At 53.3% G+C, this 24,659-nt stretch carries 16 protein-coding genes and 2 pseudogenes; 12 read left to right on the top strand and 6 right to left on the bottom strand.

The genetic code is table 11. The annotated features are described in order from the left end of the window. Positions 1-153: 153 nt before the first annotated feature. Positions 154-2,652 carry a mannose-1-phosphate guanyltransferase gene (locus JMJ16_RS29180; RefSeq protein ID WP_201371499.1) on the top strand — a complete coding sequence of 833 codons (2,499 nt, stop codon included), beginning with the start codon at positions 154-156 and terminating at the stop codon, positions 2,650-2,652. A 94-nt stretch (positions 2,653-2,746) separates the two neighbouring features. Then, positions 2,747-3,241: an aminoacyl-tRNA deacylase gene (locus JMJ16_RS29185; protein WP_201387331.1), complete on the top strand. Its 495-nt coding sequence runs from the start codon at positions 2,747-2,749 to the stop codon at positions 3,239-3,241. 98 nt (positions 3,242-3,339) lie between these two features. On the opposite strand, the gene JMJ16_RS29190 is transcribed toward JMJ16_RS29185, so the two are convergent. From JMJ16_RS29190 to JMJ16_RS29200, 3 genes are all read right to left on the bottom strand, one after another. Further along, entirely contained in the window at positions 3,340-4,434 is a 1,095-nt protein-coding gene (locus JMJ16_RS29190) for a low specificity L-threonine aldolase (RefSeq protein WP_201387333.1), read from the bottom strand. A 242-nt stretch (positions 4,435-4,676) separates the two neighbouring features. Further along, positions 4,677-5,663: an NAD-dependent epimerase/dehydratase family protein gene (locus JMJ16_RS29195; RefSeq protein ID WP_201387335.1), complete on the bottom strand. Its 987-nt coding sequence runs from the start codon at positions 5,661-5,663 to the stop codon at positions 4,677-4,679. 320 nt (positions 5,664-5,983) lie between these two features. Continuing rightward, entirely contained in the window at positions 5,984-6,187 is a 204-nt protein-coding gene (locus JMJ16_RS29200; protein WP_007906152.1) for a helix-turn-helix domain-containing protein, read from the bottom strand. A gap of 489 nt (positions 6,188-6,676) precedes the next feature. Between JMJ16_RS29200 and polA the strand changes: the two genes are divergently transcribed. Both polA and JMJ16_RS29210 read left to right on the top strand, forming a co-directional pair. Next, a complete protein-coding gene (gene polA / locus JMJ16_RS29205) occupies positions 6,677-9,802 on the top strand; it encodes a DNA polymerase I (RefSeq protein ID WP_201387337.1) in 3,126 nt (1,041 codons plus the stop codon). Between the two features lie 36 nt (positions 9,803-9,838). Then, positions 9,839-11,008, top strand: a complete 1,170-nt coding sequence (locus tag JMJ16_RS29210; RefSeq protein ID WP_201387339.1) for an LL-diaminopimelate aminotransferase — start codon at positions 9,839-9,841, stop codon at positions 11,006-11,008. 261 nt (positions 11,009-11,269) lie between these two features. Here JMJ16_RS29210 and JMJ16_RS57310 read toward each other — a convergent pair whose 3' ends face one another. Then, entirely contained in the window at positions 11,270-11,497 is a 228-nt protein-coding gene (locus tag JMJ16_RS57310) for a helix-turn-helix domain-containing protein (protein ID WP_374229102.1), read from the bottom strand. Positions 11,498-11,855: 358 nt separating this feature from the next. Between JMJ16_RS57310 and JMJ16_RS29215 the strand changes: the two genes are divergently transcribed. From JMJ16_RS29215 to JMJ16_RS29245, 7 genes and pseudogenes are all read left to right on the top strand, one after another. Further along, complete coding sequence (locus JMJ16_RS29215; protein WP_201387341.1) at positions 11,856-12,071, top strand: hypothetical protein; 216 nt, start codon at positions 11,856-11,858, stop codon at positions 12,069-12,071. Between the two features lie 57 nt (positions 12,072-12,128). Next, a pseudogene (locus tag JMJ16_RS29220) lies at positions 12,129-13,479 on the top strand (RNA-guided endonuclease InsQ/TnpB family protein). A 216-nt stretch (positions 13,480-13,695) separates the two neighbouring features. Beyond that, positions 13,696-14,991 (top strand): RNA-guided endonuclease TnpB family protein, encoded by a 1,296-nt coding sequence (locus JMJ16_RS29225; RefSeq protein WP_201387343.1) that lies wholly within the window; start codon positions 13,696-13,698, stop codon positions 14,989-14,991. A gap of 223 nt (positions 14,992-15,214) precedes the next feature. Continuing rightward, positions 15,215-16,957 (top strand): annotated as a pseudogene (locus JMJ16_RS29230) (amylo-alpha-1,6-glucosidase); the annotation flags it as partial. 62 nt (positions 16,958-17,019) lie between these two features. Then, positions 17,020-17,349, top strand: a complete 330-nt coding sequence (locus JMJ16_RS57315) for an amylo-alpha-1,6-glucosidase (RefSeq protein WP_374229103.1) — start codon at positions 17,020-17,022, stop codon at positions 17,347-17,349. A 168-nt stretch (positions 17,350-17,517) separates the two neighbouring features. Beyond that, entirely contained in the window at positions 17,518-18,192 is a 675-nt protein-coding gene (locus tag JMJ16_RS29240; protein ID WP_201379572.1) for a response regulator transcription factor, read from the top strand. Between the two features lies 1 nt (position 18,193). Continuing rightward, positions 18,194-19,699 carry an ATP-binding protein gene (locus JMJ16_RS29245; protein WP_201387347.1) on the top strand — a complete coding sequence of 502 codons (1,506 nt, stop codon included), beginning with the start codon at positions 18,194-18,196 and terminating at the stop codon, positions 19,697-19,699. Between the two features lie 30 nt (positions 19,700-19,729). Here the strand turns inward: JMJ16_RS29245 and JMJ16_RS29250 are convergent, their stop codons facing one another. Continuing rightward, positions 19,730-21,676 (bottom strand): protein kinase, encoded by a 1,947-nt coding sequence (locus JMJ16_RS29250; RefSeq protein WP_201387349.1) that lies wholly within the window; start codon positions 21,674-21,676, stop codon positions 19,730-19,732. A 205-nt stretch (positions 21,677-21,881) separates the two neighbouring features. Between JMJ16_RS29250 and JMJ16_RS29255 the strand changes: the two genes are divergently transcribed. After that, complete coding sequence (locus tag JMJ16_RS29255; RefSeq protein WP_201387351.1) at positions 21,882-22,916, top strand: RNA-guided endonuclease TnpB family protein; 1,035 nt, start codon at positions 21,882-21,884, stop codon at positions 22,914-22,916. Positions 22,917-23,100: 184 nt separating this feature from the next. On the opposite strand, the gene JMJ16_RS29260 is transcribed toward JMJ16_RS29255, so the two are convergent. Continuing rightward, the gene (locus JMJ16_RS29260) at positions 23,101-24,606 is read right to left on the bottom strand and encodes a zinc ribbon domain-containing protein (protein WP_201387353.1); all 1,506 of its coding nucleotides are present in this window, start codon (positions 24,604-24,606) and stop codon (positions 23,101-23,103) included. Positions 24,607-24,659: the final 53 nt, after the last annotated feature.

Here is a 24,659-nt window from a genome sequence, read left to right on the forward strand (position 1 = left end):
TTGTACAATAAAAAGAGCGGAGCAGATGGGACGGCGTGGCTATGCTACGCCGTCCTTCCTTCATAATTTCTTCTTTAAATTGAATAACGTTACACTTTTTTTGTTGGTCTGTGAAGGCAACCGGGAGAGTTGCCTTTGGCAAGGGAGGCCTCTATGAAAGCGGTTGTAATGGCCGGGGGAGAAGGATCGAGGCTGCGACCATTGACGATTCAACGTCCCAAGCCTATGGTACCGATTGCTGGGAAACCAGTAATGGAGCATATTCTGAATTTGTTGAAGCGTCATGGTATTACCGAGGTCGTTGTTACGGTTCAGTATCTGGCGAGCAATATAGAAGACTACTTTGGAAACGGTTCTCAGTTCGGTATGCGCATCACCTATTCGCGTGAGAATGAGCCGTTGGGAACCGCTGGTAGTGTGAAGAACGCCGAGGACCAGTTAACAGAGCCGTTTCTGGTGATCAGTGGCGATGCCTTGACTGATTACGACTTGACGGAAGTCATTAAGTACCACAACGAGAAAAAGTCTCTGGCAACGCTCCTGCTTGCGCATGTGCACAATCCCCTTGAATACGGTGTCATCATTACCAATGAGGACGGGCACATTACCCAGTTTCTGGAGAAGCCGAGTTGGGGCGAGGTCTTTAGCGATACAATCAATACGGGCATCTATGTCCTCGACCCCAAGATTTTCACCTACTTCGAGAAGAATAAGCAGTTTGACTTTAGCCAGGAACTCTTCCCCATGATGCTCAAGCAGGGCGATCCCATTTATGGATACGTCGCCCCCAAGGGCTACTGGTGCGATGTTGGTAACCTGAGCGAATATATGCGCGCGAACGCGGAAGCCTTGCAGGGCCTGGTCGACATCGATATTCCCGCGAAAAATATTGGCGGCAATATCTGGTGTGAGGAGGGCGTTGAGATCGCTTCCGATGCCCAGCTCTATGGACCAATCTACCTGGCGCATGAGTGTAAGGTGAAGCCAGGGGCTATTATTCATGGCCCAAGCACAATTGGGCATTATTCCATCATTGATGAGCGCGCCCAGGTGGATCGCAGCATCGTCTGGAACAATTCCTACATTGGTGAACGCTCTGAACTGCGTGGCGCCATTGTTGGTTCCTCGACCAGCGTCAAAGGGAAGGCTGTCATGTTTGAGGGGTCGGTCATCGGCGACAACTCAAGCATTCAGGAAGGCGCGATTATTCAGCCAAATGTGAAGATCTGGCCGGATAAAGAGATTGAGGCCGGGGCGGTGATCAATACCAGCATTATCTGGGGATCACAGGGGCGCCGCAGCCTTTTTAGCCGCCATGGTGTGACCGGGTTGGTCAATATCGATATCACGCCTGAGTTCGCGACTCGCCTTGGCGCGGCCTATGGCGCGATCCTGCCTCGCGGTTCAGTTGTTGGCCTCAACCGGGACGATCACCGTACTTCGCGTATGATCAAACGCGGCATCAATGCGGGCCTTCCCTCAGCGGGCGTTGATGTCAATGACATCAACCAGGTTCCTCTGCCAGTGGCGCGCTACTTTATTCGCAACACGGATGCGGTTGGCGGTGTTCACGTTCGGGTCTCACCCTATGATCCACGCGCGGTAGATATCAAGCTTTTCGATCAGAATGGCCTCGATATCAACAAGACGACCGAGCGCAAGATTGAGAATCTCTTCTTCCGCGAGGACTATCGCCGTGTCTACCTGGACGAAATCGGCGCTATTGAGGTTCTCAGCAATGCCGAGGTCACTGGTCGTTACCTTGAGGGCTTTAATAGTATTGTGGATTACGAGGCTGTGCGCAAGCGCAAATTCCAGCTTGTGGTGGATTACGCGCATAGTAGCACTATACAGCTCTTGCCCCAGATTTTCGATAAACTGGGCTGTGAAGTAATCGTGCTCAACACTACCGCCGATGATTTGAGCACCGGTCCCGTGGATGAGGAGGGACGTAGTATGCAGCGCCTGGCTGCTGTGACCTCGGCTCTGAACACGGACATGGGCATTCGTATTGACGCGGGTGGTGAGCGTATCTCGCTCGTTGATGATCGTGGTCGCGTGCTGGATGGGATGAAGATGTTGGCGGTGATGGCCAGTCTCTACCTGCGCGCCCATCGTGGTGGAACGGTTGCCGTACCTGTGACGGCACCCAGCGCCTTGCAGCATATTGCCAAGCGTTATGATGGTTACATTCAGCACACCAAGGTGCTCTCACACGCTTTGATGACGGCGGCCAGCCGTGAGGGTGTAGTGATGGTTGGTGATGGCCGGGGCGGATTTGTCTTCCCTGCGCTTCAGCCTGCCTTTGATGGTATGCTGGCGATTGCCAAGCTGCTCGAATTGCTCTCTACCTTTGATATGCGCCTCTCCGAGGTCGTAGATGATCTGCCGTCGTACTACATGAGCACGACGCACGTCACCTGTCCCTGGGAGCATAAGGGTAAGGTCATGCGCATCTTGAGCGAGCAGTATCGTGAGCGCCGCGCCAAGCCCATTGATGGCATTAAGATCGACCTGGGAAGCGAATGGGTCCTGGTCCTGCCGGACGCGGATAACCCCCTCTTCCATGTTGTTGCCGAGTCGGTCTCATCTGAGCAGGCTCAGGCCCTGGCGGAGAAGTACGCACGGGTCGTCACTGGCCTTCAGCAGTAGCCATGCATGTTTTGGCAGAGGTCATCATGAGGGGCTGTTCTCCCGTTTCAGGGGAGGATGGCCTTCTCTTTTTATGCAAGGAGTTTTGCAGGCAATGGCAAAGGGAGTTCGTACTCAGGCGATGCGTGCCCTGGACGCAAAAAAAGTCGCTTACACTGTACACACCTTCGATGATAGCATTCGAGATGCCCAGCAGGTGGCGCAGACGCTAGGCTTGCCACCTGAGCAAGTGTTTAAGACGCTGGTATTGCTGCGCGAAGACGACTTACAGGGGCGCCCATTCCTGCTCATGGTTCCAGCTAATTGCGAGGTTGACCTACGCCTGGTGGCACGAGAACTAGACATAAAAGGGGTGCGCATGGCTAGCCATATGCAGGCCGAGAAACTGACGGGTCTGAAGGTTGGGGGTATCTCGGCCCTGGCTCTCCTGCAAAAGCCATTTCCGGTCTATCTGGATCGTAGCGCACAGGCGTTTGCGGAAATTCTTGTCAGTGGTGGGCAGCGCGGAGTTGATCTACAATTGCGTGTCGCAGACCTGCTCCAGGTTACAGGTGCACAATGGCTCCATGCCACCCAGTCGCCTGAATGAGGAAGTTGCCCAACGCTGCTCAAGCACGTGCCTACATATAATGGCGTGTCGCACCCGTCTTCATATGTAGGCGCGTGCTTGAGCAGTGCTGTATTACTCTAGTAGGCGCCGGTGTGCGAGCCTGTGGTGCCAGTGTAGGCCAGTGTCTTGCCACGCATAAGTCGTCCAACCGCTTGAATAGTCTTGTCGATATCCTGCTCGGTAATGCCCAGGTGCGTGACGGCGCGTATCAGCATGGAACCCATGGCGCTAAAGCGAATGCCCGCCTCCTGTTTGACCAGTGCCACAAACTGGGTCGCGTCAAGCCCTGTCTCAGTCACATCGAAGAGCACAATATTGGTCTCGACCTCTTCGGGATTTAAGAAGAGCCTGGGTAGTTTCGCCAGGCCACGCGCCAGGCGCTGGGCGTTCTGGTGATCCTCTGCCAGGCGCTCGACATGGTGTTCTAGAGCATAGACGCCCGCGGCCGCGATGATTCCCGCCTGGCGCATCGCTCCCCCAAAGAGCTGCTTATAGCGCCATGCCTCGTTGATGAACTCGCGGGAGCCAGCCAGTACACCGCCTACAGGGGCACCCAGTCCCTTGCTCAGGTCGATCCAGAGACTATCAAATGAGCGTGCGTATTCATGGGCGGGGATGCCAGTAGCTACGACCGCGTTGAGCAGGCGGGCGCCATCCATATGCGTTGCCAACCCATGCTGGTGTGCGCTCTCGCAGACCTCGCGGATGGTTTCGAGCGGCCAGCAACGGCCGCCGCCGAGGTTCGCCGTCTGCTCGACGGAGATGAGGCGGCTGCGTGGATTATAGCGATCTCGTTTGCGCAGCCCCTCCTCCAGTTGTTGCGCGCTAAAGACGCCGCGCTCACCCTCCAGGGGGCGAACAAGAATGCCTTTCAGGGGGGTGGGGCCGCCACCCTCAAAGTGCAGGGGATGGGCGGTCTTATCCATCAGGATCTCGTCGCCAGGCTGGCAGTGAACGGCATAGGCCGCCTGGTTGCACATGGTACCAGAGGGGAGGTAGAGGGCCGCCTCCTTGCCAAGAAGCTGCGCGATCATGTCCTGCAAGCGATGAACCGTGGGATCTTCTCCCAATTGCTCATCGCCTACCTCGGCCTCGCACATATAGCGACGCATCTCAGGCGTGGGTTTAGTCACGGTGTCACTGTAAAGGTCTATAGTAATAGGCGTGTCCATGAGGTTATGTGTGGCTCCTAAATAGCTTATATATCTGTTGTCTGACAGAATTTTTATCGTATCTGTATTTTTTTGCTTTCTATTTTAAATATATATCACACTGGCGATGATTAGGAGTAAAGAAAAGGTGGAGAAATAGCTCGAAGTGGCTAGTAGCCTCAAAAGTGTGGAGCGGAAAAAGGCAGACGGCCCAGTGTTGGGTCTTCTGCCTTTTCCACTTCTCTGCCAGAGAGGATGTCGCCTTAAACATGTGCCAGAGAGGAGCGTCTGCTGACTTGCGCGAATTGAGGTTGCTGGTTTAAGGAGTCCTGGGCCTGCTGCTGCACGCGTAGGAGGTGCGTAATGCCCTCCTGGAGTGAGACTCTGGGCTGCCAGTCAAGGACCTGGCGGGCGCGCGTGTTATCAAGTATGATGGCGGAATCCTCGGCCAGCGCGCCTGAGATGTAGACTGGCTCGATATCACTGCCGAGGGCCTGGGCGGCCAGCAGGTATAGCTGTTTGAGGGTATAGCCCTCACCACGACTGATGTGCAGCGTCTGGTTATTGCCGCGCGTCAGGACTTGCAGATTCGCCTGCATGACGTCATCAATAGCGATGTGGTCGTGCATGCTCTCTCCTGTGCCGCGAATAATGGGGCGCCGTCCCTCACTGAGCATATGCAGGAAATAGTTGAGCGGGTGTGGATTATTGATCTTCCCATTGCCGCCATAGACATCGGCGTAGCGAAGAATGGCGTGAGTTAAGCCGTGCTGCTGGCTGTAGTAACGAACATACCATTCTCCCGCAGCCCGGCTAATATCGGCGGGTTGGCGTGGCTGTAAAGGGGTCTCCTCGCTGAGTGGGAGGTACTCCTCGCCGACTGGTCCATAGAGCGTATTGCCGCCCGAGGCGAAGATAAACTTGCGTACAGAGGCATTCACACAGCTGTCGAGCACATGCAGCAGTCCGCGAATGTGGGTATCTGCGTCCAGAAGCGATTGTGCCAGTGGCACTTCATACAGATGTTGATTGACGTGATGACTGACCACATCGGGGCGCTCGTTTGCTAAAATAGCGCGGAGCTTTTCGTCGCGAATATCTATTTGATAAAAGCGGGCGCGTGGGTCAACCGCGTTTACTGAACCATTGTTAAGATTATCAATGACAATAACGTTATGTCCAGCATCAAGATATGCTGTTGTAAGATGGCTACCTAAAAATCCTGCTCCACCCGTGATTGCAATTTTCATAGAAAAAGATCCCTTCTCCTCCTGAGACATTGAAGTATTGCCTACCACTTGTAGCGTTGGTATGATAACGCTCTCCCTGTATTCAGTGTATCCCTTGTATGTATAGACTAAATTCAATAGGTATTCTTAAAATGGATCTATCGCTGGTCGATTGGTATGGAGAAAAATTACATTGTGGATAGAGAGCGGCGAAAGGCGGGTTGATCTTGTTGAGGTAACGTTGGAGAAAAAAGAAGAACGGAGGCATCAACTATGCCTCCGTTGCGTGTTGTTCGGCATGGGTAAATGTGTGGATTAAATGCGATGACGTACTAACGACATTACTCGATAGGCACTGAGCTGTTAAGTAGTTGATCGAGCGTTGATTTCTTGATGCGGTATGCCTGGCGTTTCCCACGATGGGGCAGGGTGATCGCTTCTAACGCTCCACTCTTGATCCAACGGCGCACTGTTGTGTCGTCTACACGCAGGCGGCGAGCTACTTCGCGAACCGTTAACAGCTCTTCTCTTGCGTCTTCTACCATTATGCCATCTCCTATGTTAATCTGGCGCGCTCCTTCAGCGAGTGCACTACTTTTCTGAAAAACACCTTTGTTTTCCTCAAGCCCTCCTCCAGGAGGCTGATGGTGGGTATTACCATCAAGGGCTGTCAAACATCGCTGCACTGACAGTTGCTGTAAGAGTCCTAGCATGGTACTCTATTGTTTTCAAGTTGTCTGTCTCTCTCCTTGCGTAACTGACGACGCAACGAAACTACATACAACACTGCCTGCCAGCTAACTATACTATACAGATGCGCGCAAACACAGTAAAATACAGCAGTAGCACACTGGCACCATAAGAAGTATGCCGGGCCTGCTACAAAAGTCTCTATCCCCTAGAAGCTGGCTTGTTTGGCTGGTTTGGCGCGAATATATGCCACAAAACAAAAACGGCTCTTTCCAGTTTCGCGCCCGCAAGAAAGAATAGTTAGAGAGGCAACAAACGATGTTGAGAGAGTTGGGGTTCTCAAGATGACACAAGCAAACAAGCGAAAGAAGCTCGTACTGATCGACGGCCATGCCATTATTCACCGTGCCTTTCACGCGGTGCCTGAAGATCTTTCCACGAGTAGCGGCGAGCCAGTCAATGCGACCTTTGGCTTCACCTCGATGCTGATGAAGGCATTATTGGAGGAGCGACCAGACTATATAGCGGTGACCTTTGACCGTCCGACGCCGACGTTTCGGCATGAGCAATACGCGCCGTATAAGGCGCACCGGCCAACGCTTCCCGATAATATGCGCCCTCAATTTTCGCGTATTCGCGAGGTGGTGCAGGCCTTTGGCATTCAGATCTACGAAAAAGATGGCTATGAGGCCGACGATGTGTTGGGAACCCTCTCCGTGCAGGCGAAGGCGCAGGGAGTTGATACCATTATCTATACCGGGGATATGGATACTCTGCAACTGGTCAATGAACAGGTGTTAGTGAAGGTTGCCAAGCGCGGTATTTCTGAAGTCGTAGAGTACGATGAGAAGGAAGTCCAGGCACGCTATGGCTTCGCTCCTCACCAGTTGATCGACTACAAGGGCCTGGTTGGTGACAAGTCAGATAATATTCCAGGTGTGGCGGGGATTGGCGCCAAGACGGCTACTCGCTTGATTGTCGAGTATGGCAATCTGGAAAATATTCTCGCCCATGCCAGTGAGTTGAAGCCAAAGGAGCAGAAACTGTTGCAGGAGGGCGAGGAGCAGGGGCGTCAGAGCAAGTTTCTGGCGACCATCGTGCTCGATGCACCCGTCTCTCTGGACCTTGAAGCGTGCCGCATGACACATGTGGACAGTGAGCGTATCTTAACCCTCTTTCGCCAACTTGAGTTTCGCAACCAGGTTGAGCGCGTCTTTGCGCTCTTCCGCCAGCTGGGTGTCAGTGTGACCTCTGAGGCCGATTTGAGGCTTCAGCCGCTTGAAGAGCCGGATGCGCGCTCCGCCAGTGAAGTTGCTGCTGGAGATGAGCGTGAGCGCCTGCTTTTAGCGCCACCGCTGGGTATTGTTCCCATCTTGCCTTTGCCGCAACCACCGGGGCGTGAGGAGGTCGCTCCCGAGTATGTAGTTACAGCGCCTGCCTCTACGGTGGAAGCCAGGGTTGCGACAGAGCCAAGAGCACTTCCTGAGACTCAGGAGCAGGAGCAGGATGGCCCCATGCAGTTAAGCCTCTTCGATACGCCAGAGCCGCGTGCGGAGGTTGCGCGCAAGTTGCGCCTACCAGGACCTGCATTGGTCGAGACCTCGCTCTTCTTTGAAGAAAGCAATGTGCAGCCGCCGACGAGCACCATGATCATTAACTCTGAGGAAGGGTTAGATGTACTGGTGAAGAGTTTGCGTGGCGCGGGCCACTTTGCCTTTGATACTGAGACGACCTCTGAGGATCAGCGCAAGGCCGACCTGGTTGGCCTGTCGTTTGCGATGGCCCCTGGCGAGGCGTACTATATTCCCGTCGGGCATATCACCACCGTCGATGGGCAGGAACCAGGGACCCAGTTACCGTTGCCGCGTGTTCTAGAGCAGCTCAAGCCCATCTTTGAAGATGCAAGCATTGGCAAGTACATGCATAACGCAAAGTATGATATAGCCGTCATGCTGCGTTACGGCATCCAGGTGGAGGGACTCAGCTTTGATAGCATGCTCGCCGCCTACCTGATTGAGCCTGGACGCCGTGGTCTGGGCCTGAAAGAGCAAGCCTTTCAACGCCTGAGCATCCTCATGACACCCATCACGGAGCTGATCGGCAGCGGCAGTAAGATGATTAGTATGGCGCAGGTTCCCATCCGCCGTGCCGCTGACTACGCGGGTAGCGATGCCGATATGACGTTGCGCCTGGTTGCTCCCTTGCATAAAGATCTGCAAAAGCATAACCTGCTTGATCTGTTCTATCGCCTTGAGATGCCTTTGATCAAGGTGCTGATGCAGATGGAACTCTATGGTGTCGCGCTTGATGCCGAGTTTTTGCATGAGTTTGGCGAACAGCTCGATGAGCAACTACGGAAGGCGGAGCAGACCATCTATGACGCAGTGGGGCATCACTTTAACGTCAACTCGCCTAAGCAACTGGGCGAAGTGCTCTTTGTCGAATTGAAGCTGCCCGCTGGAAAGAAGACCAAGACAGGCTATTCTGTGAGCGCGGACGTGATCGAGAACTTGCGTGGTATGCACCCTGCTATTGATTCATTGCTGGAGTACCGCCAGCTCAGCAAGCTCAAGTCGACCTACATTGATGGCTTGCAGACCCTGATGGATCGCCAGACGGGGCGTGTCTATACCTCGTTCAACCAGACGATTGCCTCCAGTGGGCGTCTCTCCTCCAGTAACCCAAACCTGCAAAATATTCCCGTGCGTACTGAGCTTGGCCGCCAGATTCGGCGCGCCTTTATTGCGGATCCCAGCTATGTCCTGCTGACGGCTGATTATTCGCAGATCGAGCTGCGCATTCTGGCCAATATTACGAATGAGCCACGGCTGGTGGAGGCCTTTAACCAGGGCGAGGACATTCATACCATTACCGCAGCTTCCCTCTTTAGCGTTCCGGTGGAGGAGGTGACCCGAGATCAGCGGCGTCTGGCGAAAACGGTGGTATATGCCGTGCTCTATGGACAGTCGGCCTATGGCCTCTCCCAGGTAACGGGGATGCGTCCCGGCGAGGCGGCTGACTTTATTAAGCGCTATCATGAGACCTTCCCCAATATCAAGGTCTACGTGGAGAGTACGCTGGAGCAGGCGCGCCGGCAGGGGTATGTCAATACCTACTTTGGGCGCAAGCGTTTTATCCCGGATATGCGTGTGCTCTCGCATGTCGAGCGCCAGGCACTGGAGCGTGAGGCAGTCAACATGCCTATTCAGGGGTCGAACGCCGACCTGATTAAGGTTGCCATGTTGCGCTTGCAGCATGCCTTCCTGCAAAATGGCATGAAGACACGTATGATCTTGCAGGTGCATGACGAGCTTGTCTTTGAGGTGCCCGTCGAGGAGTTGGAGCGCGCGAAGCGGATGGTGAAGGCGGTTATGGAAGGGATTGGAACGTTATTGGTGCCCCAGAAGGTGCCGATAAAAGTAGATATGAAGTCTGGGAAGAACTGGTTTGCCGCCGAACCTGTGGTATAACAAGAGAAAAGATCCATTCCAGACGAGGAGTACATTTTGGTCCAGCTATCTCACCTTATTGAAAACTTGCCGCCGTTTCACTTTGCTGACGCAAAGCGGCGTATCGCGGAGAAGACCGCGCAGGGCGTGGATGTCGTCAATCTCTCGGTAGGTGATCCCGACCTCCCAGCCCCTCCCCAGGTCGTCGAGCGCCTTTGTGCTGAAATGCGTGTGGCGGAGAACCATCGCTATCCCGAGTATCGGGGTATGCAGGAGCTACACGAGGCCATCGCCAGCTGGTTCCAGCGTCGCTTTGGCGTGGAACTAGCACCCCAGCGGGAGATTATGCCTTTGATCGGCTCGAAAGAGGGCCTGGTCTATGCCGCCTCCTGTGTGCTTAACGCTGGTGATATCGCGCTCGCTCCTGATCCCTACTATCCCGTGTATATCTCGGCGAGCGCGAGTGTCGGCGCGCAGACGTATCTGCTGCCTCTGCGGGAGGAAAATGGCTTTCTCCCAGATTTGCAAAGTATCCCGGGGGATGTCCTGGCGAAGGCCAGGCTGCTCTGGCTGAACTATCCCAATAATCCAACCGCAGCCAGTGCCCCACGTTCATTCTTTGAGCAAGCAGTAGCCCTCGCGCGCCAGCATAACCTGGCGCTTGTGCATGATATGGCCTATGCCGAGGTCTATTATGACAACCATGAGCGTCCGCTCAGCCTGCTTGAAATTCCGGGTGCCAAAGAGGTCACGGTCGAGCTGCACTCTCTCAGCAAGACCTATAACATGGCTGGTTTTCGCATAGGCATGATGGTCGGTAACCCGACGCTAGTAGATGCGGTGGCGCGCTTGAAAAGCAACGTGGATAGCGGCATTTTCCGTCCCGTCCAGTACGCTGCGATTGAAGCGTTAAACCTGCCCGAAGACTGGATTCTGAAGCGTAACGTCATTTATAAGCGGCGCCGCGATGCGCTGGTGCAGGGGTGGAATGCGCTTGGTTTGCGCGCCCCACTCAATCAAGCGGGCCTGTATGTCTGGGCGAGTGTGCCTCAGAGCTTTACCTCGAAACAATTTGCGGACTGGCTCTTTGAGAAGGCAGGTGTATTTCTGACGCCTGGGACGAACTTTGGCCCCTCGGGCGAAGGCTATGTACGTATCTCGCTGACCGCTCCTGAGGAGCGTATCCAACTGGCCCTGGAGCGTATCCAGCGGGCTTTTTCCTCATAGTGCAAGCGTTTTTAGGTTTGGAGTGTGCGTAGCCCTGGCAGCCTGTGGCTGCCAGGGCTACGCACACTCCCGATACTTTACGGATGTCAGGGGACGCGCTCTACCAGCCTGTTTTTCATGAAGAGCCGCCTTACCCCTATTCGAAAGATAGGGGTAAGGCGGCTCCAACATGGACTTCACAAGGATGAGAAGATGTGTTCTGCTAATGGATAAAGAGACATAACACACCTCACATTTCAAACAAAAAAGATCTTCTCCGAATTATCCTCGTACAGGAAAGTCAACATTATCAAGTGTAAGCGGCCTATTGTACACTTCGGAGAACACACGCAAGAGCTTATTGGCTGTGCTTCTCAGCGCAACAGATTCCCCATTTCGTATTCGTGCAATCGTGACTTCATTCACCCCACTTCTCCGAGCTAATTCAGCCAAAGAGATGGGAAGGTGATTGAATAAATCCCGGAGAGTATATCTGCTTTTTTCTTCCATTCAAGTTCACTCCAGAGGGTGCGTTGATGCTCTTATCATATCATAACTTAGCAAGCATTTAGTTAAGGCTTCATGTACCATATCTTGCTTTATTATATTGACTTATGGCTGCAAGTTATGTATATTATTTGCAGGAGATATAAACCACTGGCTTGTGTTTCCTCACAAGCCAGCAGAAAGCGTCTTGCGTGTAGTTCACAGTCGTTAGACTCTCCACGTCGCATGATAGCGACAGGGGAGCCATCTATCAAGCAAAAGGGGCGTTTGCCACATGATACCACACCGGATTCTGTGGGGAACCATTGCCCTGTCCTTCGATCATGAAACGTGTCGAACAGCTTTTACTCAAGGAAGAAGTATGTACTTTGATGACAGCGAGTATGATCTTCCTCATGTCGCTCATCAGATGAACACGCTCGATGCCGTAGGGGCGGTTCTCGACGACGATGGCAAAGGCGGTTACCGCTTTGATTGCATGGCATTTCAAGACTCGTTTGACATCCAGGGCTTCTTCTTGGGGCACATGAGTGGCCCAATCATTGCTGAAAGCCCACAAGAGCTTTGTAACGTGTGACCATGGAAGAGAAGAGGGACGGGAAGCTCTCTCGTTCCTCTCGAAAGCAAATAGCACATGCAGCAGATCATCACCGCCAAACTCAAACTCATGCCAACCCCAGAGCAGTTTCAGGCATTACGCCAAGTGCAACTGGCCTATCGAGATGCTCTCAACGCCGTGAGTTGCTATGCCTTTGAGCAGGGCAAAACCAGTAGTATGACCCGACTGCACAAAGGCATGTATTCCGACCTGCGCGCTCGCTATCATCTTCCTTCACAACTGGCCTGTAGCGCAATGCGACAGGTCGCTGCCACCTACAAAGGACTCTGGACCAAGCTCTTGAAGAATGCTGAGCATCGCCGCAAGAAGCTCACCAAAAAAACGCTTTAAGGGTCTGAACCAGCCACCGCACTACAGTTCTCCAACGGTTCAGTATACCTATGAGCGTGACTACACCTTTCAGTGCGATAGTCGGGTGAGTATCGGAACGCTGGACGGACGGATCAGCGTCCCCTATCAGGGCTACGAGAAACATCTGGCCCTCATTCGGCATGGGGCAAGCATCGGGGATGCCAAGCTCTGGTATGATACCCCAAAGAAGTGTTTCTATTTGCTCGTTTCCTTGAAGGTCGACGTGCCGGAATCAGGCTGTGAAGACCTAGGCGAGGTGGTCGGTGTCGATGTAGGCATTCGCTATCTGGCCGTCGTCTCCACTTCGACAGGCAAGGCGAGCTTTTATTCAGGGAGTCAGGTCCGACACCGAGCCAACCATTACGCACGACTGCGTAAACGCTTACAGCAAAAAGGCACTCGCGGCGCGAAACGTCGGGCGAGACGGATCGAGCAGCGAGAGAGACGGTTGAAATTGCAAGCCAATCATACTATCGCCAAACAGATCATCACTCAGCACCCACATGCCCTCATTGGGTTAGAGCAACTGACCGACATTCGAGAGCGGACGAAGCGCCGGAAACGCAAGCGCAAGAAAAACGGGAAAGGCTATGAACGGGTTTCGCCAAAGGCGCGCAAAGCGAATCGGGTGTACTCTCAATGGTCCTTTGCCCAATTGCACGCGCTCATCAGCTACAAGGCGGCCCTCGTAGGCTCTCAGGCCATCAAAGTCGATGCAGACTATACCTCAAAAGCGTGCCCCAGATGCGGACATACCGCTAATGGGAACCGCCCAAATAAAGGGTTGCTCTTCGTCTGTCAGCAGTGTCCTTACATCCTGCATGCGGATCTGGTTGGGGCGAGGAATATCACTATGCGAACGCTCGTGCTTCGACAGGATTGGAGCACGACGGGGTCCTTGTCAATGACCCCTGATACATCGGACAACGAAGCCAAAGCTGCACGTCTGAGAAGATATGCAGAGTTGCGGTGGAGTCCAGATGCAAGCCTCCGCTCTGAGAGCGGAGGTGATTGACGAAGGCCGCATAATATTGGTATATGTTGCTGGACGTTGTGGTTTGGAGCGTGCTAAACTTCCATAGGATGTAAAAATCTTCACTTTACTCGAGCAACTTGTATTACTTGCCATATATTTCTATATGCTTTTTTGTTCTTTTGCGTTATACATCAATACCATAGGGAGATGAATATCTGAGGGATTACCGCAAAGCCTTAGAGAAAGAGCTCAAGGATGAAAACCGCGCACAAAATACGGATCAACCCGACGCCTGAACAGGTGGAGTATCTCAAACGTGCCTGTGGTACGAGAAGGTTCATTTACAACTGGGGGAGAGAACAGTGGGAGAAACAGTATCAAGCGTACAAAGTGGAACAGGAAACGGTCCCCGAGGCCGAGCGCACGTTCACGTCCCCCAACGCGATGTCCCTGAAAAAGCAGTTCAACAAGATCCGGGAGCAGGAGTATCCGTGGACCTACGACGTGACGAAATGTGTGGTGGAAGGAGCTTTTGATGACCTGAAGAAAGCCTACGACAACTTCTTCGCAGGCCGAGCCGAGTATCCCAGGTACAAGAAAAAAGGGAAATCGCACGAATCCTTTTACCTTTCCAATGACAAATTCACCCTCGGCAGTCATTGGATGTCAATCCCAGGACTTGGCCGCTTCCTTCTGGATCAGCGCAAGATCGAGAAAGGGCGAGGGAAACTGCTTCGCAAACTTGGGACCGTCAATCTTGCCGAAAAGCTGCGCTTTGTGGAGGAGGGAAAAGCGCCACAGCCGACGAAGAAGCGCAACCAGCGCAAGCAGGTCATCTGTGAGTCGGTCAAAATGCTGGGGGCAACGGTCTCCTGTGAAGCAGGTCATTGGTATGTGAGTATTCAGGTCGAGATCAAGAAACAGCGCCCTCCCACTCCCACGGCTGTCGTGGGGGTGGATGTGGGCATCAAGCAGGCTGCTGTGGTTTCCGATGGGCGACGACTTGAGAACCAAAAGCCGCTCGAACACCATCTGGGGAAGCTCGGCAAGCTGCAACGAACCCTTGCACGGAAGCAGAAAACGAAAGACCCGGAGACGGGCCGAACCGTTTTCGGCAAAAATTATGAGAAACAACGGGTGAAGGTGGCCCGCGAGCACCAGAAGATCGCCAATATTCGCCGGGATGTCCAGCACAAGTTTACCACCGAACTGGCACGGACCGCTGGAGTGATCGGCATCGAAGACCTCCATCTGTTGGGGATGATGGCCAATCACAAACTGGCGAGAGCTGTGGCTGATGCGGCGATGGGACAACTCTTGCAGTTCCTCAAGACCAAGGTCGCCACCGCAGGAGGAGACGTGTTCATTGCTTCACGCTGGTTTCCTTCCACCAAACGGTGTTCGTGTTGTGGGCATGTCAAAAAGCGCATGCCACTCAAACATCGTACCTATCAATGCCTGGTTTGTAAACGCATCCTGGACCGCGACCTGAATGCCGCGTTGAATCTCGCGTGGTTCGCCACCGACATGCTTCGCCAGCTTCACGCCTAAAGCTGGCCGTCCTGGGTAGTGGCTACGACCGATGACGTAAAAGCGCCTGTGGAGTCAATGTGAGACCGAAACGGGAGGGCTGATCCAAAGGTTCCCGTGCGCTGGCAACTGACGATGAAGCAGGAACAACTGACCGCTTAAGGGTGGGTTCGCTCACCTTTGAGTATGAGAACGGTAGCAGAATACACATACACGCTTGTAGGTAAGTAAGGAGCGTTGACTAATGATTCTGGATCATACGTCTGTTGAGGCTTCTCAACAGCAGGGACCAGATGCATGGCATCTGCGTGTTGGGCACGATATTTGTGGTGATGTGCAGCAGGCGCTTAATCATGAGTGGTTGGTGACGAATGGCCTGGGAGGGTACGCAGCTGGTTCGATTTGTGGCGCAACAACCCGCAGCTATCATGGTCTGCTGGTGGCTGCGCTTCAGCCACCCGTGGCGCGCACTGTTTTTGTAAGTAAGGTCGATGAAGAGATTACCTTGCCAGGCGGCGAGGTGCTCAAGCTAGGAGTTAACGAGTATCACGACAAGGTGGTGGATCCTCAAGGGTATCAGTATTTGCAAGAAGTGGTGCTGGATGGAGATGTTCCTTGTTTCCGCTATCGTCTCACGGATCAGTTGGAGCTGGTCAAGCGTGTCTGGATGGAGTATGGACAGAATACAACCTACATTCAGTATACCCTTGAAGGGGTGGGCAGTGAGATAGCCGATGAGAACCTGACGCTGACACTGGTGCCTTTCTGCCTCTCGCGCGACTATCACGCTTCGACGCAAGGGTCCGACGATTGGCATTTTATTGTAGATAGCCAGCATAATCGCTGCCGTATTCGTGCCTATAATGAGGCGCCAGTCTATCACCTGATCGCGGGTCCCTCGGCGTTTTTCTCCCCCACGGGCCTCTGGTACTGGCGTGTGCTGCATCGGCGGGAGAGCGAACGTGGTCTGCTGGATCAGGAAGATGTGTATCAGCCAGGAATTTTTCGCATGCCCATTACGACGGGTATGCGTGTCACCTTTGTCTTAAGTGCTGAACAGAATCTCCCCTCGGACCTGGGTGGACCACGGCATGAAGAACTGGTCACGGCGGCGCTGGTTCGCCATCAGCGCCGTGTGCGTCAACTGCTCTCCGTAGCTGAGCGTACTATGGATAATCTAGAAGAGCGTGATCCAGTGCTGGCACGCCTGGTTGTGGCCGCCGATCAGTTTATTGTTGCGCGCCCTAACTACGCGCAGGCAAAGGCCTCTCGCCAACCATTGCGCCTTGCTCCAGATCGCAAGACGATCATCGCGGGCTACCCCTGGTTTACGGATTGGGGGCGCGATAGCATGATTTCATTGCCGGGCTTGTTGCTGGCAACGGGTCGCTATAGTGAGGCCCGTGGACTGCTCAAGGCCTTTGCCTCCTACACACATGAGGGCCTGATCCCCAATCGCTTCCCCGATCAAGGCGAGCACCCCGAGTACAATACCATAGATGCCACTCTCTGGATGTTTCACGCGCTTGGGTTGTACCTACAAGCCACCGATGACTGGTCACTCCTCAAGGAGCTTTTCCCAGTACTGCAAGAGATTATTGTCCGCCATGAGCAGGGAACGCTCTTCAATATTGGGATGGATGCGACAGATGGTCTCCTGCATGGAGGAACGGACGGGGTCCAACTCACCTGGATGGACGCGAAGGTTGACGGTTGGGTCGTCACGCCGCGACGAGGCAAGCCAGTAGAGATAAACGCGCTCTGGTATGCCGCCTTAACGAAGATGGAGGCCTGGGCCGTGCGCCTCTCGACGGATGCCTCACACTATAGTCAATTGCGTACCCTGGTGCGACAGCATTTTGCCAGGCGTTTCTGGTATGCAGAGGGCGGCTATCTCTATGACGTGGTCGATGTTGATGGGAACGCGGGCCAGATGGATGCCTCGCTTCGCCCCAATCAGTTGTTCGCGGTCTCCCTCTGCCGGGACCTGCTTTCGGGGGGCAATGTGCCAGCATTTTGCAGCAAGTTGAGCAGCATTTGCTTACCCCTTTGGGGCTACGCTCGCTCAGTCCAACCGATCCCGCGTATCATCAGCACTTTAGCGGAAATCGTTGGCAGCGTGATAGCGCATACCACCAGGGAACCGTCTGGCAGTGGTTGCTTGGCCCCTTTATCGATGTGCATTTGCGTGTGCACAAGGATCGTGATCAGTTACGTACCTTGCTCTTGACCGCTCTGGACCAACTCTGGCAGAATTGTCTCGGGACCATTAGTGAGGTGGCTGAACCAGAACCACCCTATGTCGTGGGCGGGTGTGTGGCCCAGGCCTGGAGCGTGGCGGAGTTCTTGCGTTGCTGGCTGCTCTTGCAAGAAAAGTAGCTCGCCCCTTCCCGGACAGGGGGATTTCTGGCAGGAGGCCCCTGGTTTTTCATGTTGTTCTAATGTCTCCAGTTTATAGTGTAGACATCGTGTTGGCTACCTATGCCGCAGGAGTCGTGGTGGAGGTAACCAACATGATGCGGCTTTCAATGTACGAGGTACGGTGTTATGCGTATCCTGATTATAGAGGATGATCCCCGTCTGGGTCCGAGTTTGAAGAAGGGCCTCGAAGGTAGCCATCATGCGGTCGATTTGTTAGCCGATGGCGAAGATGCGGTGTATATGGCTACCTCCATTCCCTATGACCTGGTCATACTCGATATCCTGCTTCCCGGTTTAAGTGGCTTTGAAGTCTGCCGTCAGTTGCGTGAACAGGGCAAGACGATGCCTATTTTGTTGCTAACCGCGCTGGGTGAGGTGGAGCATCGCGTCAAAGGATTAGACCTGGGGGCAGATGATTATCTCACCAAGCCCTTTGCATTTAGCGAGCTTGAGGCGCGTGTACGAGCCCTTCTGCGCCGGGGGGGACCAGTCTTATCTGCAACATTACAATTTATGGATATTACGCTTGATACCAGGACGCATGAGGTTAAACGCGCGGAGCGCCTGATTCCCCTGGGAAACAAAGAGTATGCTCTCCTTGAGTTTTTTATGCGCCATCCGCACCAGGTGCTGAGTAGATCGATGATTGTCGAGCATGTCTGGGATGGCGACACCGAACACCTCTCCAATGTTATTGATGTCTATATTCGCTATCTCCGGCGCAAGCTCTGCAATGAGAATGAACCAAATGTCATTCAGACGATACGTGGCTCTGGTTATCAGCTCAAGGAACCCTTGTAATATGCGAACGCGTCGGCCACAGCTCTTTCCCCCCGGACTGCGTGTACAATTGACCCTCTGGTATATTGCCGTCTCCGCTACGCTAGTGATTTTGTGTGCTACGGCCTTCTATATGATAGTCAAAATTCAATTGGAGACGAATTTTGATACCGCCTTGCGCCTGCGAACACAACAAATTGCTCAGGCCTTGATCGTCTCACAAGGACGGATGGATACCTCGGATATTGCGGGGCAGATGTCGCAGTTAGGCGCAACCGCTGCCTATATCGATACGCATCCTGGCCAGAGTAAGCGTACTTTTCAACAGGAGAAAGACGTTTCGCCAGGCGATTTCTTTGTGCGCGTACTAGATGAGCATGCACAAACACTCTATGCGACCACAGATATGCGTCAACTGGCGTTAAATGCGACAAGTGTCCATGATCCGCTTCACGGAATCCCCTGGCGTGGAACTGTCTATGATGCTGATGGCCGCCAGGTGCGGGTATACTGTACGATGCTTGTCTGGCAGAACCAGATCATTGGCGTTATTCAGGTTGGACAGTCGTTAGAGAGCCTGAATGAGCAACTGCAAACAGTTCTGTATATCCTCATTGGGATCTGCTCAGTCTTATTACTTGTGTGTGGCCTCTGTAGCTACTGGTTCTCAGCGCGAGCATTTAGGCCGATTCATCATCTTGCGCGGACCGCGCGTATGATCAATGCCCAGGATCTACAGAAACGTGTGCCTCTACCCCGGGCCAGAGATGAGGTCTATGACCTGGCATTACTCTTTAACCAGATGATAGGACGCCTTGAACGCGCCTTTGAGCATCAACGTCGCTTTGTTGCCGATGCCTCGCATGAACTGCGCACACCGGTGGCCGTGATTCGTAATATGACAGAGGTCGCGCTCTCTCGTTCCGAGAAGACGGAAGAGTATATTATGGCCCTGGAGGGTATCAACGAAGAGACCGAGCGCCTGGGAAGGCTTATTAATGATCTCCTGGCCCTGGCGCGTGCCGATGAACAGAAGATGCAACTCGATTATGAGCCTGTGCGCCTGGATTTTCTGGCGGCTGATGCGATTGAGAGCATGGAACCCCTGGCCCAGGAACGCCAGGTAAGCCTGGCGAGCGGCCTTCTACAGGCGGCAACGGTCATGGGCGATGCCGCGCGCCTGATTCAGATTATTCTGAGCTTGCTTGACAATGCCCTCAAATATACAAATAGTGGTGGAAAGGTGACGGTATCGGTTGAGATATGTGAGGACCTGGCACAGTTGCGTGTTCAGGACACAGGCATAGGTATATCACCTGAAGAGAGGCAACATATCTTCGAGCGCTTTTATCGCGCCGATCCCGCACGTTCAAAGGCGCTTGGTGGTTATGGCCTGGGCCTCTCTATTGTGGAACTGCTGGTGCGTTTGCAGCATGGCACTGTCTCGGTCGAGAGTGAGCCTGGCAAGGGAGCACTGTTTATTATCACCTTCCCGCTGGCCTTAGAGGCTGCCGGGACAGGCTTATAGAGGCTTCTCTCTGCGCGGGCAGGCTCTCAGTTAGAGCACGTGCACGACAATCGCGCTTGCGTTCCCTTCGCCCCCGGCATTATTGGCTTCTTGTACCAGCAGGCGCGCTATCTCTTCGGTACGAGGATGTTGACGTAAAATGTCTTCAATTCGTTTCTCAGGCAGCATATGCCAGACCCCATCGGTACACAGAATGAGCAGGTCGCCAGGTTCCAGGGCGCGCTGAGAACAGTCAACTGTCACCATGGCATTTTGGCCCAGTGTACGGTAATGTTGATGGCGTTTGGCGCTGGCGCGCACTTCATCTGCCTGGAGCAATCCGGCATCAACAAGATTGGCGGCGATGGTATGGTCGTGGGTCGCACATTGTAATCCCTGTCGCTGGCTAAAATGGTAAACACGGCTATCGCCCACGTTGGCAACATAGAGTCGCTCTCTATAGAGCAGGGCTACCGCCAGGGTTGTGGCCATCGTCGCGTCATAGTCTGCGTTACAATGGTAGACGACGCGGTTGGCCTGCCGCACTGCGTCGGCGAGCCACTGCTCTAGAATTTTCTCGCTCATGGGTAAGGCCTGGCGCTGACCTGAGAAGGTGACACCTGTGTCTCCTGGTGTGCGTGGAGCATGAATGGGTGTGCCGTGAGAGTGTGAGCGTGTGGTATCTGCCAGTAAGGGAACAAGCGTATCGGCGACGGTCTCAACGGCCAGCCGGCTGGCTTCATGCCCTAATGCAGGCTTCCCCTGTGGCCCGAGAAGACCATCCGCAATAGCAAAGATGGCGAAGGGATGTGGTGATGGTTGTACATTCACGCAGAGTCCTTGGAGGAGCAGGAGCATGTCCTCGTTCTCCTGGGCCTTGCGTCCCTTATCGCTTTCATAACTGGCCTCGCACTGTGCCCCAAGCGTGGGCATCGTTTCGTCCAGTCCATGCCCACAGTGACGACAGAAGCGAGAGCTGCTGCGGTTCTCCCTCCCGCACTGTGGGCAGGGATTTTCGGGCATAACGGTTCGCGTGATCACATTCGAGCTATGCGAGACGAGTGTGAGATCGGCGATGGTTGGCTCTGAGGAGATCGTGTTTGTCGCCAGAGCTGCCCGCACAGCCGCTGCGAAGTCGCCAGCGCTTTGATAGCGCTTGCGTGGATCGAGATCCATGGCGCGCAAAATGCATGCATCGACCTCTGGTGGCAGTGCTTGATTGAGTTTGCTGGGCGCGGGAATTTCGGTGGCGTGTGTCTTGATTACCGCCTGCACAGGCAAAAGGCCCGTAAATATCTGGTAGGCGACCACACCCATCGAATAAATATCGCTGGTGGGTTCCGCGTTGCCCTGATCCTGCTCGGGCGCGATATAGTGTTCTGTGCCTAAAGAGAGGCCGCGCTGTGTTAGTGGTTTCTCCTGTTGCATCGCGCGGGCGATGCCAAAGTCGGCCAGGATGAGATGCCCATCATCCTGTGAAATAAGTAAATTGGAGGGCTTAATATCGCGGTGTATGATCTGCTGTGGATGCGCATGAATTGTATCGATGGCAGCAGCCATGTCGTCCATGTAACCCAGGGCCTGCTGTGTTGGCAGGGGAAGCTCGGGTTTGAGCAAGGCCTTGAGCGTTCCACCTGTAATAAGCGGCATTTCCAGGTAGAGAAGAGGCCCATCCTGCCCAAAGTTATGAACCGACACAATATTTTTGTGCTTGAGCTGATGGGCATAGCGCGCCTCGCGTCGAAAGCGCTCAATCGCGGTTTGCGGATCCATGATACTATTTTTGAGCGAGAGGACTTTGAGCGCGACCTGACTCATTTCGAAGGTGTCGCTGGCACGGTAGACCACACCCATCCCGCCCATGCCTATGAGCGTCTCAATGCGGTAACGACCCGCTACCAGGGCTTCAGGCAGCAGGCATTGGCAGAATGGATTGGTGCATTGTAGCGTGCCAGGTGGATAATCAATCTGGCAACGTGGATTTAGACAACGTGGCATCTTTCAAATCGGCATGTGGCGACCCCTTGCTTCAGATATAGGGCGGAGCACACCGTTCCTTTCTTGCAAAATCTATGCATATATGCTATACTTGCGTCTGTGGATAGAACGATACGAGTACGACTAAAGCCAACACACGAGCAGAAATACTTGCTTGACGAGACTGCGCAACAATTCACACAGATCTTCAATGCTGTGTGTGCTTATGGCTGGCAACATTGCGAAAAAAAATGGTGTCCGGCTTCACCACGCAACGTACTATGACTTGCGTGAGGTATATCCGCGTTTGAACGCCAATGTGCTCATTCAGGCACGTCTCAAAGCCACTGAAGCTTTAAAGTCGGCCTTTGATCGAAAAGCCAAAGGGCGCAAGGCGGGACAACCTCACTCCAATCAGTGCCCGATTCGCTATAATGAGCGTACTTATGTCCTCAGGTGGGAAACACAGGAAGTTAGTCTCTCCACTGTGGAAGGGCGCATTCTTGTGCCTTTCCACATCCCTCCCTACAGTAGCAGGTACGCAGGGTATCAGGTCACGACTGCTGAACTGTGCATTCGCAAGGGGCGCTATTGGCTGCATGTGGTTGTCTCGGTGCCTGAGCCAGATGTCCCTCAGAACCATGAGGTCATTGGCGTGGATTTGGGACTTAACCGTCCTGCTGTCACGTCCAATCGCCATTTTCTTGGCTCCCACCACTGGAAAGAGATTGAGCGCCGCCGTTTCCGTCTCCGCCGCAAGCTGCAGTCCAAAGGAACCAAAAGCGCTAAACGACATCTCAAGAAGTTGTCTGGTCGCTCTTTGCGATTTCACCGGGACTGCGATCATGTCCTTTCCAAGCGTCTTGTGCAGAATGCCACCCCTGGCTCGACCATTGTGATTGAGAACCTGACCCACATTCGTAGTACCAGCAAGATCAGGAAGAAAGGAGAAACCAAGCGGAGACTGCATAGCTGGTCTTTTGCGCAGTTTCATATGTTTCTGATCTATAAAGCACAGGAATGTGGTATACAGGTGGTCAAGGTTGACCCTCGCCATACCTCGCAAACCTGTTCTCAGTGTGGGCATCAACATCGCTCCAATCGGAAGACTCAATCACTTTTTTTGTGCAAGCAGTGCGGATATTGTTTGAATGCCGATCTCAATGCAGCGTATAACATTCGCAATAAGCACCTTGCCAGCCTCGGTATATCTTTGGCTGGTGGGTCGCTGTCAGACGGCCTTTCGTTCCAAGCGATCTAGCTTAGGGACAAGCCCCTGGCTTTAGCCAGAGGGTATCTGACACAAACTCTCTTCTTCTAGGAATGGCGTTTCTTCCCAAGTGTATGAGAGATTCTCTCCTGCTGTGACACTCCACACGGGCTTAAGCCACGGTGGCTTCTGACACTCCTACGTACGCGGTTTCCTGAGAAATGAGGCGTGGCCTCTACTCAAGTGGAAGCCGTAATTGGTGAGGAATATCGCGAACAGGTCCAACCATCCTTGAACCGTGCTCCTGAGCGGTGCCATGCTCGTTGCCATCCCCATGCCTTCCCTTGGAAATAGATGGTTTCTTCTGGTTTTTGGCATCTTGGGGGACAGCAACACCTGAACCTTTCGGTCCCCTCTTTGCAAGCAAAGGAGTTGGAGGCTCTTCCTGAATTTTCTGGTAGCGCATGATAAGTCTTTGACCGATCACAAGACTTGCATTCCTGTCGGCATGACCGCGAATTTCACAGCCAGCACAATACGCGAGAGAAGCTCCCATTGTGTATCCTTCTGCTGGCTGTCCCTCTGCATAGCGTGCGATCATGCCATGACAACGGGCGCATTCTCTACTAGTATTTCTTGGATTGACTCTGCCAGTAAGAATACCCGCATTATAGGCTTTGTACTTGGCATAGTAGAAGATATGCCCTTTCATCCAAAATGCGCGTTTCGTGTTTCCCCTGTGGCTGTATTTGCCCTTAGCTGGTTTCAGGTTGCCAAGGTGCTCAAACACCAGCACGGTAGCTTCATACTGCTTAGCAAATTGGACAATGCGAGCACTCACCAGATGGGCCACATACTCATCAACGTCGCGGATCTTGTTCCAGAGATGCACGTTGTCTTGTTCATTCTCTGCGATCATGCCAGTCTTGGATCGGTTGCGTGCAATACGGCCTAACTGTTTCTTCCTAAAGCCATTTACCCATTGTCCACCATGAATAAATGTGGTGGCAAGGATCGAACCTTCAACAGTTTGTACTGTACACACAGCAATGTTTTCACCTAAGTTAAGGTCTACTGCACAGATCTTGGTTTGTGCATTTTCGGTAACCTGTTTCTCGATGTTGCCAGGACTCTTGAACTTCCTTTCAACAGGAGTATGCAAGTACCACTGGTTCCCCTTTCTAATTAATTGAGGACTGCCTACATCCGCATTGGGAGGCAGCTCTCTTCCAGTAATACGAACCTTGATCCAACTCCAACACAAGCCTGTCCACACCTTCACAACAATGGATGAGTCGGCCCGTTCCCGCCACATGCCAGCATAGAGCGTTGCGGATTTGTTCCAGGTACGCGGAGGAACTGGTGGCCTTTCATGAAACTTCTTTCTCTTTGCCTCTGCCTTTTCCTTACGCTTTCTCCATGTGGCTACATGCGCGTAAAAGGAACGAGCTGACCCAAGAGCAGCATTGATAGCCGCACGCCTGAACATGGCAGGAATATCCTCTTGGATGTCTGAAAGTGGCATGATTGGAGTAGGATTGTTCTCTGTGGTGTGGGTAAGCTTTTCAAGAGCCGTAAGGGCCTCTTTGTTGGAGAGATCGAGGATTTTCTCATGAGCTTGGATGGCCTCAAAATAGAACGCAGCGACCCGATTGAAGAGCGTCTGATTGGCAGCAAACCACGCACCATGATCTTGCTCATAGTTCAAGACCTGTTTGATGGTGATGGTTGCTTTTGCCATTTTTCTACTTTAATCCTTTCTAAGCATCAATATATTTCTGAATAGTTTCTGGA

The sequence above is a fragment of the Ktedonobacter sp. SOSP1-52 genome, from assembly GCF_016587395.1.

Coding starts and splice junctions, on each gene's coding strand:
- JMJ16_RS29185 (WP_201387331.1), top strand. CDS start 2,747: ATGGCAAAGGGAGTTCGTACTCAGGCGATGCGTGCCCTGGACGCAAAA.
- JMJ16_RS57310 (WP_374229102.1), bottom strand. CDS start 11,497: ATGGAAGAAAAAAGCAGATATACTCTCCGGGATTTATTCAATCACCTT.
- JMJ16_RS29240 (WP_201379572.1), top strand. CDS start 17,518: ATGCGTATCCTGATTATAGAGGATGATCCCCGTCTGGGTCCGAGTTTG.
- polA (WP_201387337.1), top strand. CDS start 6,677: ATGACACAAGCAAACAAGCGAAAGAAGCTCGTACTGATCGACGGCCAT.
- JMJ16_RS29225 (WP_201387343.1), top strand. CDS start 13,696: ATGAAAACCGCGCACAAAATACGGATCAACCCGACGCCTGAACAGGTG.
- JMJ16_RS29195 (WP_201387335.1), bottom strand. CDS start 5,663: ATGAAAATTGCAATCACGGGTGGAGCAGGATTTTTAGGTAGCCATCTT.
- JMJ16_RS29215 (WP_201387341.1), top strand. CDS start 11,856: ATGTACTTTGATGACAGCGAGTATGATCTTCCTCATGTCGCTCATCAG.
- JMJ16_RS29245 (WP_201387347.1), top strand. CDS start 18,194: ATGCGAACGCGTCGGCCACAGCTCTTTCCCCCCGGACTGCGTGTACAA.
- JMJ16_RS29190 (WP_201387333.1), bottom strand. CDS start 4,434: ATGGACACGCCTATTACTATAGACCTTTACAGTGACACCGTGACTAAA.
- JMJ16_RS29180 (WP_201371499.1), top strand. CDS start 154: ATGAAAGCGGTTGTAATGGCCGGGGGAGAAGGATCGAGGCTGCGACCA.
- JMJ16_RS29255 (WP_201387351.1), top strand. CDS start 21,882: ATGGCTGGCAACATTGCGAAAAAAAATGGTGTCCGGCTTCACCACGCA.
- JMJ16_RS29200 (WP_007906152.1), bottom strand. CDS start 6,187: ATGGTAGAAGACGCAAGAGAAGAGCTGTTAACGGTTCGCGAAGTAGCT.
- JMJ16_RS29260 (WP_201387353.1), bottom strand. CDS start 24,606: ATGGCAAAAGCAACCATCACCATCAAACAGGTCTTGAACTATGAGCAA.
- JMJ16_RS29250 (WP_201387349.1), bottom strand. CDS start 21,676: ATGCCACGTTGTCTAAATCCACGTTGCCAGATTGATTATCCACCTGGC.